Annotated in this window: 14 protein-coding genes and 1 pseudogene; 6 read left to right on the forward strand and 9 right to left on the reverse strand. The window is 64.7% G+C overall.

Features of this window, described 5'->3' with window-relative positions; genetic code table 11:
- Window positions 1–57 precede the first annotated feature (57 nt).
- Window positions 58–1,437: an LLM class flavin-dependent oxidoreductase gene (locus ACVWW3_RS26320; protein ID WP_456648173.1), complete on the forward strand. Its 1,380-nt coding sequence runs from the start codon at window positions 58–60 to the stop codon at window positions 1,435–1,437.
- A 117-nt stretch (window positions 1,438–1,554) separates the two neighbouring features.
- On the opposite strand, the gene ACVWW3_RS26325 is transcribed toward ACVWW3_RS26320, so the two are convergent.
- The 4 genes from ACVWW3_RS26325 to ACVWW3_RS26340 all read right to left on the reverse strand — a co-directional run bounded on the left by ACVWW3_RS26325 (window position 1,555) and on the right by ACVWW3_RS26340 (window position 7,676).
- Window positions 1,555–3,216, reverse strand: a complete 1,662-nt coding sequence (locus ACVWW3_RS26325) for a thiamine pyrophosphate-binding protein (RefSeq protein WP_456648172.1) — start codon at window positions 3,214–3,216, stop codon at window positions 1,555–1,557.
- A gap of 252 nt (window positions 3,217–3,468) precedes the next feature.
- Window positions 3,469–3,972 carry a GFA family protein gene (locus ACVWW3_RS26330; protein WP_456648171.1) on the reverse strand — a complete coding sequence of 168 codons (504 nt, stop codon included), beginning with the start codon at window positions 3,970–3,972 and terminating at the stop codon, window positions 3,469–3,471.
- Between the two features lie 961 nt (window positions 3,973–4,933).
- Window positions 4,934–6,061: an alkene reductase gene (locus tag ACVWW3_RS26335; RefSeq protein WP_354104538.1), complete on the reverse strand. Its 1,128-nt coding sequence runs from the start codon at window positions 6,059–6,061 to the stop codon at window positions 4,934–4,936.
- A gap of 118 nt (window positions 6,062–6,179) precedes the next feature.
- A complete protein-coding gene (locus ACVWW3_RS26340; RefSeq protein ID WP_456648170.1) occupies window positions 6,180–7,676 on the reverse strand; it encodes an aldehyde dehydrogenase family protein in 1,497 nt (498 codons plus the stop codon).
- A 183-nt stretch (window positions 7,677–7,859) separates the two neighbouring features.
- On the opposite strand from ACVWW3_RS26340, the gene ACVWW3_RS26345 reads away from it, so the two are divergent.
- Window positions 7,860–8,705: an SDR family NAD(P)-dependent oxidoreductase gene (locus ACVWW3_RS26345; protein ID WP_456672180.1), complete on the forward strand. Its 846-nt coding sequence runs from the start codon at window positions 7,860–7,862 to the stop codon at window positions 8,703–8,705.
- A gap of 132 nt (window positions 8,706–8,837) precedes the next feature.
- Here ACVWW3_RS26345 and ACVWW3_RS26350 read toward each other — a convergent pair whose 3' ends face one another.
- The 4 genes and pseudogenes from ACVWW3_RS26350 to ACVWW3_RS26365 all read right to left on the reverse strand — a co-directional run bounded on the left by ACVWW3_RS26350 (window position 8,838) and on the right by ACVWW3_RS26365 (window position 11,739).
- Entirely contained in the window at window positions 8,838–9,044 is a 207-nt protein-coding gene (locus ACVWW3_RS26350; RefSeq protein ID WP_354050789.1) for a hypothetical protein, read from the reverse strand.
- A gap of 71 nt (window positions 9,045–9,115) precedes the next feature.
- Window positions 9,116–9,529: a Rieske (2Fe-2S) protein gene (locus ACVWW3_RS26355; protein ID WP_456648169.1), complete on the reverse strand. Its 414-nt coding sequence runs from the start codon at window positions 9,527–9,529 to the stop codon at window positions 9,116–9,118.
- 17 nt (window positions 9,530–9,546) lie between these two features.
- Window positions 9,547–10,570, reverse strand: a pseudogene (locus ACVWW3_RS26360) (amidohydrolase family protein).
- Window positions 10,571–10,674: 104 nt separating this feature from the next.
- Window positions 10,675–11,739: an amidohydrolase family protein gene (locus ACVWW3_RS26365; protein ID WP_456648167.1), complete on the reverse strand. Its 1,065-nt coding sequence runs from the start codon at window positions 11,737–11,739 to the stop codon at window positions 10,675–10,677.
- Between the two features lie 221 nt (window positions 11,740–11,960).
- Between ACVWW3_RS26365 and ACVWW3_RS26370 the strand changes: the two genes are divergently transcribed.
- Entirely contained in the window at window positions 11,961–12,083 is a 123-nt protein-coding gene (locus ACVWW3_RS26370) for a hypothetical protein (protein ID WP_256468448.1), read from the forward strand.
- On the opposite strand, the gene ACVWW3_RS26375 is transcribed toward ACVWW3_RS26370, so the two are convergent.
- Window positions 12,080–12,220, reverse strand: a complete 141-nt coding sequence (locus tag ACVWW3_RS26375) for a hypothetical protein (RefSeq protein WP_164718835.1) — start codon at window positions 12,218–12,220, stop codon at window positions 12,080–12,082. The two genes, ACVWW3_RS26370 and ACVWW3_RS26375, sit on opposite strands and share 4 nt — an antisense overlap.
- 79 nt (window positions 12,221–12,299) lie before the next feature.
- Here ACVWW3_RS26375 and ACVWW3_RS26380 point away from each other — a divergent pair, with 79 nt between their 5' ends.
- The 3 genes from ACVWW3_RS26380 to ACVWW3_RS26390 all read left to right on the forward strand — a co-directional run bounded on the left by ACVWW3_RS26380 (window position 12,300) and on the right by ACVWW3_RS26390 (window position 14,642).
- Entirely contained in the window at window positions 12,300–12,869 is a 570-nt protein-coding gene (locus ACVWW3_RS26380) for an alpha-ketoglutarate-dependent dioxygenase AlkB (RefSeq protein WP_456648166.1), read from the forward strand.
- A gap of 232 nt (window positions 12,870–13,101) precedes the next feature.
- On the forward strand, window positions 13,102–13,587 hold the full coding sequence (locus ACVWW3_RS26385) for a hypothetical protein (RefSeq protein ID WP_456648165.1): 486 nt from the start codon (window positions 13,102–13,104) through the stop codon (window positions 13,585–13,587).
- A 125-nt stretch (window positions 13,588–13,712) separates the two neighbouring features.
- The gene (locus tag ACVWW3_RS26390) at window positions 13,713–14,642 is read left to right on the forward strand and encodes an alpha/beta hydrolase (protein ID WP_456648164.1); all 930 of its coding nucleotides are present in this window, start codon (window positions 13,713–13,715) and stop codon (window positions 14,640–14,642) included.
- Window positions 14,643–14,685 lie beyond the last annotated feature (43 nt).

Below are 14,685 nucleotides of genomic sequence, written 5' to 3' on the forward strand. Positions count from 1 at the left end.
TTCGAGCGCAGCTCTATCATTCGAAGAGCGCCCGGTACAGGGCGCCGGGGGACCATCATGGCCAAGCAGATCAGGCTCAACGCTTTTGCGATGAATTGCGTCGCGCACCAGTCACCGGGCCTGTGGACCCATCCGCGCGACCGCACTGCCGAATATAACCGCCTGCCCTACTGGATCGATCTCGCCAAAACGCTGGAGCGCGGCCGCTTCGATGGCCTGTTCCTGGCTGACGTACTCGGGGTCTACGACGTCTATGGCAACAGCCCTGACGCAGCCTTGCGCAATGCAGCGCAGACGCCGTCGAATGAACCGCTGCTGTTGCTCTCGGCGATGGCAGCGGTAACGCAAAATCTCGGCTTCGGCGTCACCAGCAATCTTTCCTTCGAGCCGCCCTATCCGTTCGCGCGGCGGATGTCGACGCTGGATCATCTCACCGAGGGACGGATCGGCTGGAACGTCGTCACCGGCTATCTCGACAGCGCCGCGCGCGGCGCCGGCAAGGACAAGCAGACCGGGCATGACGACCGCTACGAGATCGCAGACGAATATATGGAGGTCGTCTACAAGCTCTGGGAAGGGAGCTGGGAGGACGACGCTGTACTGCGCGACCGCAAGCGCGGTATCTTCACCGATCCCACAAAAATCCATCGCGTCAACCACGAGGGCGCGAACTACCGCATCAACAACACCATTCACCTCAGCGAGCCGTCGCCGCAGCGGACGCCCGTGCTGTATCAGGCCGGCACCTCGCCGCGCGGACGGCAGTTCGCGGCGAAGCATGCCGAATGCGTGTTCATGTCCGGGCCGTCGGCCAAGGTGATCGCGCCGCGCGTGTCGGCGATCCGTCAGGAGGCCGCCGCGTTCGGCCGCAATCCCGCGGAGATCCTGATGTTCTCGATGATGACGATCATCCTCGGCAACACGGAAGCCGAAGCGGCGGCCAAATATGCCGACTACCGGTCGCATATCAGTCCGGAAGGCGCGTTGGCCCTCATGTCGGGATGGACCGGCATCGACTTCTCCGGCTACGAACTCGATCAGCAGGTGCGTCATGTCCAGAACGATGCCGGCCGCAGCGCACTCGATAACGTCACCCGCGCCGATCCCGACCGCGTCTGGACCGTGCGCGACGTCATCGAGCATGTCGGCGTCGGCGGGGCCGGTCCTGTCGTGGTCGGCACGCCGGAGATGGTCGCAGACAAGATCGAGGATTGGTTCGAGGCGACCGATGTCGACGGCCTCAATGTCGCCTTCGCGATCTCGCCCGGCGATTTCGAGGATATCGCCGACATGCTGGTCCCGGAGCTGACGCGGCGTGGGCGATACAAGAAGGAGTATGCGCAGGGCACGCTGCGGGAGAAGCTGTTTGGCGAGGGGCGTGCGCGGCTAGGTGCGCCGCATCCGGCGGCGGGGTTCAGGGTGGGGAAGACGGGGTAGTGCCGCTGCCGCCTCCTCGTCATTGCGAGCGAAGCGAAGCAATCCAGAATCCCTCCGCGGAAAACAATCTGGATTGCTTCGTCGCTTCGCTCCTCGCAATGACGGAGGTTGATGTGCCTACACCTTCCCGTCCACCATCACCTCGATCAGCTTCGTCCCCGGACGGTTGAACGCCGACGCCAGCGTCGCCTTTAGCTCCCGCGGATCGCTGACCTTGATCGCCTCGCATCCCAGCGCCTTCGCGATCCCGGCGAAGTCCACTGGCGGATCGACAAAATCCATGCCGACGTAATTGTCATCGCCATGGAATGCGAGCAGGCGCTGCTTGATGATGCGGTAGCCGCCATTGTTGGCGATGACGACATTGAGCGGCAGCTTGTGATGCGCCGCGGTCCACAGCGATTGGATCGAATACATCGCGCTGCCGTCGCCGGAGAAACAGACGACGGGCCGATCCGGATTGGCAATGCTGGCGCCGACCGAGGCCGGTAGGCCCCAGCCGATGCCGCCGGAGGCGAGACCGTGATAGCCGAAGCGGTCGCGGTGCGCACGCAACGCCGTGATCTGGCGGCTGGAGGTGAGGCCTTCGTCGACCAGGATGGCGTTTTCGGGCATGGCCTCCACCATTTGCAACACCAGCCAGTCCGGATCGATGGGGCTACGGTTCGCGGCCTTGCCGATCTGCTCCACCAGCGCGCCGCGCCGTGCGGTCCAGTTCTGCGGTGCGAGCTCGGCGAGACGTTGTTTCGCGCGGCTCGCCAGGGCAACGCCGCCCATCTCCTTCAGCACCGGAATCAGCGCGCGCAACGTCTCCTTCAGATCCGCCTTCAGCGCGATCTCGGCGCCGTAGTTCTTGGCAATCTCCCAATCGGCGAGGCCGACCTGCACGATGCCGAGACCATCCGGTAGCGCATCGACCTCGCTATAGACCGACATCCGCAGGGGATCGCCGCCGAGCGCGATCAGAAGATCGTAGGGTGCGAGCGTGTCGCGCGCGACCTTCTGCACGCGCGCCAGCGTGCCGACGAAGCTCGGGCTCTCGGAGAGAAAGTGCGAACCGTAGGGCGTCGAGGACTGATAGGCGGCCGCCCCCAGCAGCTCGGCGAGCTCGGCGGCCTCCTTCAGCGCGTCACTCTTGACCACCTCGTCCATGGTAACGATTACGGGGCGCTCGGCCTTGAGCAGGCGCGCGGCAAAAGCCTTCAGCGCCTCGTCCGACGGCTTTGTGCGGGCGTCGATGCGGGTGGAGCGGCCGAGATCGATGCCAGCCTCGCTGTTGAGGATGTCGCCGGGCAGCGAGATGAACACCGGCCCGGTCGGCGGCGTCATCGCAACCTTGGCGGCGCGGCGAACGATGCGCGGCAGATCCTCCAGCCGCGTCACCTCGACGGCCCATTTCACCAGCGGCTCGGCCATGCGCACCAGCGGCCCATACAGCACCGGCTCCATCAAGCCGTGTCCCTGCTCCTGCTGGCCCGCGGTGAGGATCATCGGCGTGCCCGTGAACTGGGCGTTGTAGAGCGAGCCCATCGCGTTGCCGAGGCCGGGTGCGACATGGACGTTGCAGGCGACAAGCTTGCCGGAGGCGCGGCTATATCCATCCGCGATCGCCACCACCAGGCTCTCCTGCATCGCCATCACATAGGTGAGGTCGGGATGGTCCTTCAGCGCATGCATGATCGGCAGCTCGGTGGTGCCGGGATTACCGAACAGATGCGTGATGCCCTCGTCCTTGAGCAACGCGAGAAAGGCGGAGCGGCCGGTGATCTTGTTCTTCATGTTTCCTCCAGGCCCGCGGGCGTTGCCGCGAGGAGAGGCGCATGATGGCCGAAATCGCGGGACGCGCGCAAGGAAGTGCGATCATGGCTGCGTTGCGCGGGACGGTCTCATGTCCCGGACGCGGCGCAACGTACAACGTTGCGACGCAGAGCCGGGACCCAGATTTGCGCCGAGTTCGCTGAGGCATGGGCCCCGGCTCAGCAGCGCGGCACTTCGCGCCGCACTGCGTCCGGGGCACGAGAGTGGAGTGCGCTACATCTCCGCGCGCCCCAGATCGAACGGATCTTCGCCGCTGGCTCGCTTTTTCTTTTTCGAGCGCTGCCAGACCACGCCCGGAAAACCCGTCAGCGGCACCAGCGGCTCGCCGGTATAGGCCCATTCCTGAAGCTCTTCGATTGCGATGTGATAGAGCGGCTGGCGGCCGGTGCGCTCCTTGAACAGCGCGCGGGGAATGTTGACCATGTGCGGGCCGCGTGGGCGCTCGTACGTGACCGGCGTGCCGCAATGCGTGCAGAAGCTGCGCGCGGTCTTGGTCGCCTTGTCCTCGTAGCGGCTGAGCGCGGTTTTCCCCGAAATGATGCGAAACCGCTTCTTCCAGCTGCCGACATAGGTCGCATAGGCAGCGCCGTGGGCGCGACGGCTGGCGGCGGAATGATCGTGCCAGGCCCAGCGTGCGGGGACGTCGATCTCGAAGGTGACCTTGCCGCAGAGGCATTGGCCGGTGGCAATACCTGCGGCGGTTGCGGCTTTGGCCATGGTGCTTCCCTCATCGTCTTTGCGAGCGCAGCGAAGCAATCCAGACTGTCTCTGCGGAAAGATCCTTGATTGCTTCGCGGCGCTCGCAATGACGAGATTGGGGCAACTGCATCGCTCTTTCAATGGGCCTTCCAGATAGCTGACACGCCTTCGCGTTCTCGCGGCGCGTTTCGCCCGAGCTTTAAGGTTTCGTTCGCGCGCTCTGAAGCCAAAGGGCGCAGGGAAGGCCGGGCGCCGGCGGCACCCGTTGGTCCGTGCGCGACAAGAGTGCTCACGGGGTGGACCGATGGGGTGGCCGATCGCCCGGCCTTCCCTGCGCGGATGGTTTTAACGGCGTCCTTCGTGCTCTCCCCGGGGAGCGATGCACTATTGCCCCCGTCGTCCCGCCGATGGCTGATGCGCGCGCCCGGTCGGGCCGCCACATCACCGCTGGGACTTGACGCACAGACCCCGGGCGTCAGGACCACACGACTTCTCCGTCCGCGGACGGACCCGCCTGATCGTCAAGGGCTTGCGTGTGCTCACCCCCGACAATCGACCAGCCCGCTCTCCAGCGCCGGTGTCGTACCGCGTCGCGTGAGGACTCACGGTTGCCCGCCCTGTCATCACGCCGCCCGCGCCGACGCTGCCGCGTCCACCGCCACCCGGCCCGCATGTCGTGACGATCGCGAACGCCCCTTTGGCAGGGCCAGGATGAGCGTCGTATGCCACAAATCCGAAATTCGGAAAAGTGAAATCTTTTTACGCGGAGGGCTTGACCGGGTGTTTTGCCCGACGCCTCGCGGGTGCAGGCCGCGCGCGGCGAGAGGGCTTGGGCAGCCCGCAGCTACACCGTCATTGCGAGCGCAGCGAAGCAATCCAGACTGTCTCTGCGGAAAAGATTCTGGATCGCTTCGCTTCGCTCGCAATGACGGAAATTATGCTGGCGGTCGGAGCATCACTATCCGGGCCACGGAAAAGCCTACGCCGGCGTCAGCTCGTCATACACCGGATAGTCCGTATACCCCTTCTCCTCGCCGCCATAGAACGTCGCACGGTTATACGGCGTGACCGGATAATCGTGCTGCAGGCGGCGCGGCAGGTCGGGGTTGGAGATGAAGATGCGACCGAAGGCGATGATGTCGGCATGTCCCTCCGCGATCGCGGCGTTCGCCGTCTCGCCTGTGAAGCCGCCGGCGGTCATCAGCACACCACTGTAGAGCGGACGGAACAGCAGCATCGCCGACGGCACGTTCTGCCAGTTGACTTCGGCTCGCCCCGAACCGCTGGAGCGCGGTTCGATGAAATGCAGATAGGCGAGACCGAGTTTGTCGATCGCCTTCACCACATGCGTGTAGAGCGGCATCGGATCGGGCTCGCCGGAATCATTGGCGATGCCGTGGGGCGACAGCCGCACGCCGACGCGGCCCGCGCCCCAGACGTCGATCGCGGCCTGCGTCACTTCGAGCAGAAGCCGCGCGCGGTTCTCGATCGAACCGCCGTACTGATCGGTGCGCTGGTTGCTGCGCGACTGCAAGAACTGTTCGAGCAGATAGCCGTTGGCGCCGTGGATCTCGACGCCGTCGAAGCCGGCGGCCAGCGCGTTCTTCGCGCCCTGCCTGAAGGCCTCGACGATGCCCTTGACCTCTTCGGTCTCCAGCGCGCGCGGCGTCTCGTAGTCGGAGATCTTGCCGTCGGCGGTCATCGCCTTCACGCCTTCGGCCTTGATCGGGATCGCCGAGGCCGAGACCGGCAGCTCACCACCGTGGAAAGAGGAATGAGAGACGCGGCCGACATGCCAGAGCTGGAGAAAGATGATGCCCCCCGTAGCATGCACGGCGTCGACCACCTTGCGCCAGCCGGCGATCTGCGTCTCCGAATAGATGCCGGGCGTCGCCGGGTTACCGCGGCCATGCGAGAGCACGGGCGAGGCCTCGGCGATGAGCAGGCCGCCTTGGGTGGCGCGCTGACCGTAATATTCGGCGTTGAGCGGCCGCGGCGAAAAGCTCTCGCGCTCGGCCCGCATGCGCGTCAACGGCGCCATCGCGACGCGATGCGCGAGCTTGTACGGACCGACCTGCAACGGTTTGAACAACGCCTCGAATTTCATGTGGGCCCCAATGGCTAAGAAAGGATGCGGATCATATAGCGAGGGGCGGCCACCGGAAAAGGCGCCGCCCCTACAAAAGCAGATATTCCCTCCCGCGGAACGCGGGAGAGAACAGGCCTTACGCCGTCTTGATCCAGACGGCCTTCACGTTGAGATATTCCTCGACATGCTGCTTACCAGACTCGCGGCCGTAACCGCTCATCTTGTAGCCGCCGAAGGGCACTGCCGGGTCCATCGCCTGGTAGCAATTCACCCACACCGAGCCGGCGCGGAGCCTCTTCGCAACCGCATGTGCCTTGCTGACGTCGCGCGTCCACAGGCCCGAGCCCAGGCCGAACGTGGTGGTGTTGGCGCGCTTGACCAGTTCGTCCATGTCCTTGAACGCGATGGCGGAGATGACGGGGCCAAAGATCTCCTCCTGCGCGATCCGCATGTTGTCCTGGACGCCCGCGAACACGGTGGGTGAAACGAAGAAGCCTTTCGACAGCGCGCCTTCGGTGACCCGGCCGCCGCCGGCGAGCGCCTTGGCGCCTTCCTTCTGGCCGATGTCGAGATAGCTGGTGACGCGTTCGAGCTGCTGCTCGGAGACCAGCGGCCCGATCTGGGTGTTGGGATCGAGGCCGTTGCCCACTTGCAGCTTCTTGCCGAACTCGGCGACACGTCCGACGAATTCCTCGTAGATCGACTGCTCGACGAACAGCCGCGTGCCCGCGCTGCAGATCTGGCCCGAATTGGCGAACACCGCCATCGCCGCACCAGGCACGGCCGCATCGAGATCGGCATCCGCGAACACGATGTCCGGCGACTTGCCACCGAGTTCGAGCGAGACACGCTTGAGGTTGCCGGCCGAGGCACGGATGATCGACTGGCCCGTGACATGCGAGCCGGTGAAGGCGATCTTGTCGACGTCGTGGTGCGAGGCAAGCGCCGCACCCGCGGTCTCGCCATAGCCAGGCACGACGTTGATGACGCCGGGCGGCACGCCCGCTTCCATCGCGAGCTCGGCGATGCGCAGCGAGGTCAGCGGCGCTTCTTCGGCGGGCTTGAGCACGACGGTGCAGCCGGTCGCGATCGCCGGACCGATCTTCCAGATCGTTGCGGTCAGCGGGCCGTTCCAGGGAATGATGGCGCCGACGACGCCGATCGGCTCCTTCAGCGTGTAGGAGAATATCTCGCCGGGCAGCGAGTTCTCGATGGTTTCGCCGTGGATCGCGGTGGTCTGGCCGGCATAGTAGCGCAGCATGCCGACGGCGCGCAGACGATAGGCGCGGGTACGGCTGAGCGGCGCGCCCATGTCGAGCGTGTCGAGCTGCGACAATTCGTCGAAATTCTTCTCGACGAGGTCAGCGAGCTTCAGGAGCAGGTTCTGCCGCTCGAACGGCTTGACCTTGCTCCAGGACCCTTCGAAGGCGCGGCGGGCGGCAGCAACTGCACGGTCGATATCTTCCTTGTCGCCCTCGGCGACGGTTGCGAGCAGTTCGCCGGTGGCGGGGTTGTGGGTCTCGAAGCGCTTGCCGGAGGCAGCATCGACCCACTTCCCGTCGATCAGCATCTGCTTGTAGGACCCGTTGGCGAATGGATGGCGCGTGATCGGAATTGCCTGCGACACAGCCATGGCTGAACTCCCTGTCAAATGATTGATTGGTTCGATCTGGGCGGGATCGTTAGGTGGCTAGAATACTGCGATGCCGGATAGGCGTAAAGTCGGCGCGGAACGAAGACCTCCCATGCCGACTTGTGCAGGGTCGCGCGAGCGCCATGTTATAGCCCGACCGAGCCCCTCTCCCGGAGACGATCCATGCCGCACCCCGCCATCGTCAAAGACAATGTTGCCGTGATCACCGGCGGAGCGTCCGGCATCGGATTCGCCGCCGCCGCAGCGTTCGCGCGCGGCGGCATGAAGGTGTGTATCGCCGATGTGGATCAGGCGCGGCTGGCGGAGGCCGCCGCAAAACTGTCGTCCATCACTTCTGCCACACATGTGATGACCTTCGCGGTCGATGTCAGCAAGGCCGAGAGCGTGACGCAACTGGAGCGCGCCGTGCACGAGCGCTTCGGCGGCACCGACATTCTCATGAACAACGCGGGCATCCAGCCCGGCAGCACGCTGTTCGGCGAACCCGACAACTGGCAGCGCGTCATCGGCGTCAACATGTGGGGCATCATCAACGGCTCGCGCATCTTCGCGCCCAACATGATCGCGCGCGGCAGGGCCGGCCTCATCATCAACACCGGCTCGAAGCAGGGCATCACCACGCCGCCTGGCGATCCCGCCTACAACGTCTCCAAGGCCGGGGTGAAGGCTTTTACGGAAGCGCTCCAGCACGAACTGCGCAACACCAGGGATTGCCGCATCACCGCGCATATGCTGATTCCGGGCTTCGTCTTTACGGGCCTCACCGCGAAGGGCCGCACTGAAAAGCCGGCGGGCGCCTGGACGGCCGAGCAGACCGTGAGTTTCATGTTGGCGCGGCTGGAGGCCGGCGATTTCTACATCCTGTGCCCGGACAATGACGTCCCGCGCGCGCTCGACGAAAAGCGCATGCTGTGGGCCGCCGGCGACATCGTGGAGAACCGCCCGCCGCTGTCACGCTGGCATCCGGACCATGCGGATGCGTTCAAGAGATTTGTCGAGGGGGATTAGTCGAGGGGGATTAGATGAGCCGTGAGCCCCTCATGGTGAGGAGCGCGGAACGCGCGTCTCGAACCATGCAGGCCCGGCTGGGGCCTCGATCCTTCGAGACGCCCGCTTCCAGCGGGCTCCTCATGATGGGGGTTAGAGCGTCTCTTGCTGATGCCCGCAATTCTTGCAGGCGAATTTGACGCGGGACTGGCCCTTTGGCGCCTGCACCCGGTTCGGGGCGCCGCATTTGCCGCAGACGGCCTCGATGCGGGTATCGCCCTGCTTGACGACGACGGTCTTCTTTTCCATCGATTCGCGGATCAGGCGCTCGGCCTCCTCACGCAAGGACTGTTTGGACAAAGCTCGTCTCCGCCATAAATGCGGGCGAGGCTTATCCCACCTGCGGCGAAATCACAATCCGAAACGGCTGCTCAGACTTCGACAATCACGTAGCTGTCCTCGACATGCACCGCAAACGTCTCGGCAACATACGGGCCCTTCTGGAGTTCCTCGCCTCGCTCCACCGCGACCGGATATGACCTTATCTTGACGCGCTTCGGGTCGAACCACGACTGGCCGTTGCGCATGTCGAACTCCCAGCCATGCCAGGGACAGCGCAGCATCTCGCCGACGCGCGAGCGCTGATAGATGCCGGGCTCGGGCGAGGTCAGCCGCGCCACGCACGCCGCTTTCTCCAGCGGCGCGCCTTCGTGCGGGCAGCGGTTCAGCAGCGCGAAGAACTCGCCATTGACGTGGAACACGACCATGTCGCGGCCCTCGACGTCGACGACCTTGTTGCCGCCGGGCGGGATCTCCGAGGTGGACGCAACGATGTGACGGGCCATATTCGCTCACACCGCTCTCAGAATTTATAGACCACGCGGGCATTGGTGCTGAAGATCTTTGTCCGCTCGGCTTCTGTCAGCGGCGTCTTGAAAGCGAAGCGCGGATCGTCAAAGTCCCAGTGCGGATAGTCCGATGAGAACAATAGACGGTCGATGCCGACCCATTCGATCAGCGAGCGCAGATGCCGGGCTTCGTCAGGCTCGTCGATCGGTTGCGTCGTGAACCAGAAATGCTCGCGCACATATTCCGACGGCTTGCGCTTGAGATGCGGCACCTCGCTGCGGAAGCGCGCAAAGTGCTGGTCCATCCGCCACACCGCAGATGGGATCCAGCCGAAGCCGCCCTCGATGAAGACGAACTTCAATTTTGGAAAGCGCTCCGGCACGCCCTCGATCACGAGACTGGCAAGCTGCGCCGCAATGGTATGTGCGTTGGACTGGTGCTCCTCGACATAATAGGACGGCCAGCCGCCGCCGGTCGGCGCATGTCCGCCATAGCCGCCGACATGGATGCCGAGCGGCAGATCCAGTTCTTGGGCACGTTCGTAGATCGGCCAGTAGCGGCGGCGGCCCCAGCGGCTCGTTGGCGCGCGGCGAGACGTTGATCTGGATGTATTCGCCGATTTTCGCGCAACGTTCGATTTCGGCGATCGCAAGATCGACGCCATCCTGGCCGACCAGAATCGAAGCCTTCAGGCGCGGGTCGCGATGCGACCAGAACGCCAGTTGCCAGTCGTTGATGGCACGCTGAATCGCGGCGCCAAATTCGAGGTTCTGCTGCGAGAAGATGAAGAGATCGAGCACCTGCAAAATCCCGAACTCGACATCGAGCGGATCGAGATGCTGCTTCTGCATGAAGGCGAGATCAGAGCCGGGTGGCCCCCCGGTCGGCGGCCAGGCGTCGCGCCGGGCGATCAAAGGCGAGGAGCGCGGATATGGCGTGGTGAACAGATAGGGCGTGCGCAGATGGCTGCCATATTCCTTCAGATGCTGCTGCCAGCGCTTGGGCAGGAACTCGTTGAGATCGTCGAACGAATGCAGGCTCGGATGCACGTCGCAATCGACGATGCGCAGCCGGGTCGCCATCGGCTTCTCGTCTTCGCGCAGCGGACGGTCGATGACTTCACTCATGCGAACCTCCAAAGTTAGTTGGCGAGCGACAGCCGCGGAAACGTCTCCAGCGGGTTGTCGACGCACATCTTCGAGATGATGCTCTTCGGCAGGTTCGGCGGGATCGGATCGTCGCCGTCGAACTGCCAATGCGGATAGTCGGACGCGAACAGGAACATCTTTTCGGAGCCGATCTGGTCGATGATCTCCTCGACGCTTTTGGCGTCGGCCGGCGCGTCGAACGGCTGCATGGTGACGCGAAAATTGTCGCGGATGATCGCAGCCGGCTCGCGCTCGACCCAGGGCACCTCGACGCGCACCCCGCGCCAGGTCTTGTTGGCGCGCCACATGAAGGTCGGCAGCCAGCTCACACCGGATTCCATCAGCACGACCTTGAGATTCGGAAACTTGCCGAACACGCCCTCATAGATCAGGCTCAAGATCTGCGCCTGAAACGCCTGCGCCTCGACGAAGTAATATTCGTAGCGGTGCGACGGCCAGCCGGCCGAGCTCGGCGCCTGCCGATATTGCGTGCCGGCGTGGATCGCGAGCGGCAGCTTGTATTTCTCCGCGAGCCGATAGACCGGCCAAAAATGCCGCCGCCCCAGCAGCGTCTCGCCCTGAGCCAGCACCAGGATGGAGACGAAGCGATTGTCGCCGGCGCGGCGCTCGATCTCCTCGATCGCCAGATCCGGATCCTGCATCGGCACCACGATCGAAGCCCGCAGGCGCGGATCGCGCGACAGCCACTCAGTGGCGATCCAGTCGTTGATCGCCTTGCAGAAATCGGCCGCCATGTAGGGGTCGAACACGGCCTGCGCGCCATAGAGCACGTTGAGGATCGCGTGGCTGGCACCGAGCTGCTCGAACGCGCCCTTCTGCACCATCGCGAGATTGGAACCAGGCTTGGCGCCGTTCGCCGGACGCCAGTCGGCGCGGCCCGCCAGCGGCATGCTCGGTGGATAGGAGGTGAGATCGAGTCCGTCGATGGCGCGGCTCACGACCTGCTCTTTCCAGTGATCGTTGAGATAGGGCAGCAGCGTCGTGCGCGTGCCACCAACCGCCGGGTGGACGTCGCAGTCGATCCGCATCACCGCCATGAGCTTCCTCGCCGAGATCTTGTAAGCATATCTTATTGGCGGCGTTCTTGTGCGCCGCCCGCGAAGACTGCCCCTGCCCGTACGTTTGCGCAAGGTCGCGCGACCGCGCGATCCGTCATGGCTCGGTTGCATTTCCCAAGCGCGATATGAAGTTTGGCGGAATGTGCTCCGCCGCCGAAGCAGCGGAGCGCATTGGTCCGCCGCCTTCTTGCGTATTGTCTATGCCCATCAAGCCTCGATCAAGAGCGCGGCCCGAAGCGATGGCGCAGCGGCTGCGCGGCTCGATCAGGCTGAAGCCGACCGACGAGGGCGCGGCCTTCGAGCTGCCGTTTCCAATAGCCTAGATCGCGAACACCCAGGCGGCGACGATGGTGCCGATGGTGACCAGACCGGCGATGGTCCAGCCGGCGGCGTATTCCAGTTCAGGATGACCGGTTGCCCGCATGATCTCTGCCGGATCGGCGGTATGCTTCTGTGCCATGACAGCCTCGCACATTACTTCCTGCGTCATATGTAAGTCGCATCAGCAGCCATTAGGTTCCATCACGGAAATGCGAGGAATGACGCAGCTTGGTTTGTTCGCCGATCCGCAAGAAGGCCCCGCCGGCCTTCGCTACATCGATGACTTTATCGAGGACGCCGCCGAGCAGGCGCTGATCGGCCGCATCGCGGCATTGCCGCTCCAGCGCTTCCAGTTCGGCGCCTTCGAGGGCAACCGCCGGGTGGCGTCCTTCGGCTATCGCTATGACTACGCCCTGCAGCGGCTCGCGGAGGCCGAGCCGATCCCGGGCTGGGTGCTGCCCATCGCGCATCAGGTCGAGGCATGGGCGGGTCTCGTTGGCGGCAGCGTCCAGCAGGTGCTCTGCACCGAATACGACGCCGGCGTTGGCATCGGCTGGCATCGCGACAAGCCGCATTTCAAAGAGATCCTCGGCCTGTCGCTTGGCTCGTCCTGCAAATTCCGCTTCCGCCGCCGTAGCGGCGACAGATGGGAGCGCCACACGCTCGAAGCCCTGCCGCGCTCGCTTTACATGATGGACGGCGAGGCGCGGTCGCAATGGGAGCACAGCATCCCGCCGGTCGAGGCGCGCCGCTACTCCATCACCTTCCGGACGATGAAGCAGGCCTGACGGGGCGGCCAAAACAAAAAACGCGAAAACAACCCCATGCACAGTAGAACGGAGTTCTCGGCGCGAGGCTCGGCCCTGCGGCGTAACCGTTTGACACCTCGATGCAAAACAGCCGCGCCGCGCAAAGGCGCAAGGCCTGGCGAACTTGCCTTCCAATTCGCGTTTACATGCTAAACTGGTTCCACGCGCCGCCCAGGAGGGAAGCCGCGATTGCAGGTCCAGGGAGCCACGGATGAAACCCGTTCGATTGATCCTCGCCTGCGCCCTCGCTGTCGCAACCGCGTCCGGTGCCTCCGGCGCGGCGCCGGCAAAGGTCTCCGGCTCGACGGCGCTGGCGCTCGCGGGGGTGATCGCGCCGCTGTCACCGGTTCTGTCCGGCGCCGAGAAGAAGGCAATGGCGATGCTGTACGCCGCCAACAGCGACATTCCCTACAAGAAGCCGATCGTGGTGACCGCCGATAGAATCGTCTGTCGCACCGGCAACGTCGACATCACCGTGCGGAACTGCGAGGTCGCCTTCGGCAAGAAGACCAGGACAGTGAATGGCTCCACGGCCAACGAGATATTCGCCACCGAAGCGCTGGCCGGCATTCCGCCCGACGGCGCGGCGGGATCGAATTTCGAGAGCCTGACGAACCTGAGCTGCACGATCGACCCCAATGCCATCAGGCGGAAGGACGGCGGCGGGGCGGATTGCACCTTCCAGCCGGGGAATTGAACCGGGCCGGGAGGACGAAACCGGGGTGCCGTGAAATCGCCTCAAGACCAACTAACTAATAAGGCGAATTGAAAAGACAGGCCAAACGCGCGAGCCCATATCGGGCACGCGGGGCCGACACCGACATGAAGAATTATCTCGCATTTTTTCTAATTCTGGGCGTGACGGCAGCCTCCGCGCACGCTCCGTTGCCGATGCTGCCGGCTGCGCCGTCCGATCTCGTCCGGGTGGGCCTCACCGACAACGACACGAGCGCCGGTGGCACCGCGCGGCTGTGCGAGCAGGTCACCTTCTCGCGCGGCCTGCGCTACGGCGAGAGCGAAGCCAATGTGCTCGATATCGCCACCAGCACGACCAAGGCGAATACCCCGCGGCCGGTGCTGCTGTTCGTGGCCGGCGACACCTTCACCGGTGACCACGCCGCGCCGGAGCTGTCGCGCCAGATCCAGGACCAGGCCATGTGCTTTGCCGCGCGTAACGACATGATCGGCGTGCGCGTCAGCTACCGGCTGGCGCCCTCGGCGACCTGGCCCACTGGGGCGACCGACGTGGCGGCGGCGCTGTCCTGGATCCACGGCAATATCGACCTGTTCAATGGCGATGCCCGCGAAATCGTCGCGGTCGGCTACGGCGCCGGCGCCTTCCATGTCGCCACCCTGCTGGCCCATCCCGAGTTCCAGACCGACCGCGCCGATGTCGCGGCGGTCGTGCTGGTGTCCGGGGTCTATCGCGCGGGCAAGGACGCGAGCGACAGCGAGAAGGCGTATCTCGGCAGCGACGCCGGCCAGTATGACAAGCGCTCGGTCTTCCCCGGCATCCTCAACGTCGACGTGCCGATCGTGCTGGCCTGGGCCGCGGACGATTCCGCCGGGCTCGTGGCACAAGGCGAGACCCTGAAGAAGACGCTCTGCGGCGCTGGCCATTGTCCGCGCGCCACGCTGCTGCGCAGCCGCGACGGCATCGCGAGCGCCTTCGGCCTCGATGGCTCCGGCGACAGCCTCGCCGAGCCGACGCTGCTGCTGGTGCATCAACTCGAGGCGCGCGGGCTGCCGTAGCGCCACCCCGCTATCAGCGTCAGCAAGGCTGCCGTGTGGCTCC

It is taken from the genome of Bradyrhizobium sp. LM2.9 (genome assembly GCF_054056555.1).

Bases quoted from the DNA above. Each gene is read 5' to 3' on its own strand.
- ACVWW3_RS26365 (WP_456648167.1), bottom strand. From the start codon at position 11,739: ATGGCGGTGATGCGGATCGACTGCGACGTCCACCCGGCGGTTGGTGGC.
- ACVWW3_RS26370 (WP_256468448.1), top strand. From the start codon at position 11,961: ATGCCCATCAAGCCTCGATCAAGAGCGCGGCCCGAAGCGATGGCGCAG.
- ACVWW3_RS26380 (WP_456648166.1), top strand. From the start codon at position 12,300: ATGACGCAGCTTGGTTTGTTCGCCGATCCGCAAGAAGGCCCCGCCGGC.
- ACVWW3_RS26325 (WP_456648172.1), bottom strand. From the start codon at position 3,216: ATGAAGAACAAGATCACCGGCCGCTCCGCCTTTCTCGCGTTGCTCAAG.
- ACVWW3_RS26330 (WP_456648171.1), bottom strand. From the start codon at position 3,972: ATGGCCAAAGCCGCAACCGCCGCAGGTATTGCCACCGGCCAATGCCTC.
- ACVWW3_RS26335 (WP_354104538.1), bottom strand. From the start codon at position 6,061: ATGAAATTCGAGGCGTTGTTCAAACCGTTGCAGGTCGGTCCGTACAAG.
- ACVWW3_RS26320 (WP_456648173.1), top strand. From the start codon at position 58: ATGGCCAAGCAGATCAGGCTCAACGCTTTTGCGATGAATTGCGTCGCG.
- ACVWW3_RS26375 (WP_164718835.1), bottom strand. From the start codon at position 12,220: ATGGCACAGAAGCATACCGCCGATCCGGCAGAGATCATGCGGGCAACC.
- ACVWW3_RS26340 (WP_456648170.1), bottom strand. From the start codon at position 7,676: ATGGCTGTGTCGCAGGCAATTCCGATCACGCGCCATCCATTCGCCAAC.
- ACVWW3_RS26345 (WP_456672180.1), top strand. From the start codon at position 7,860: ATGCCGCACCCCGCCATCGTCAAAGACAATGTTGCCGTGATCACCGGC.
- ACVWW3_RS26390 (WP_456648164.1), top strand. From the start codon at position 13,713: ATGAAGAATTATCTCGCATTTTTTCTAATTCTGGGCGTGACGGCAGCC.
- ACVWW3_RS26355 (WP_456648169.1), bottom strand. From the start codon at position 9,529: ATGGCCCGTCACATCGTTGCGTCCACCTCGGAGATCCCGCCCGGCGGC.
- ACVWW3_RS26385 (WP_456648165.1), top strand. From the start codon at position 13,102: ATGAAACCCGTTCGATTGATCCTCGCCTGCGCCCTCGCTGTCGCAACC.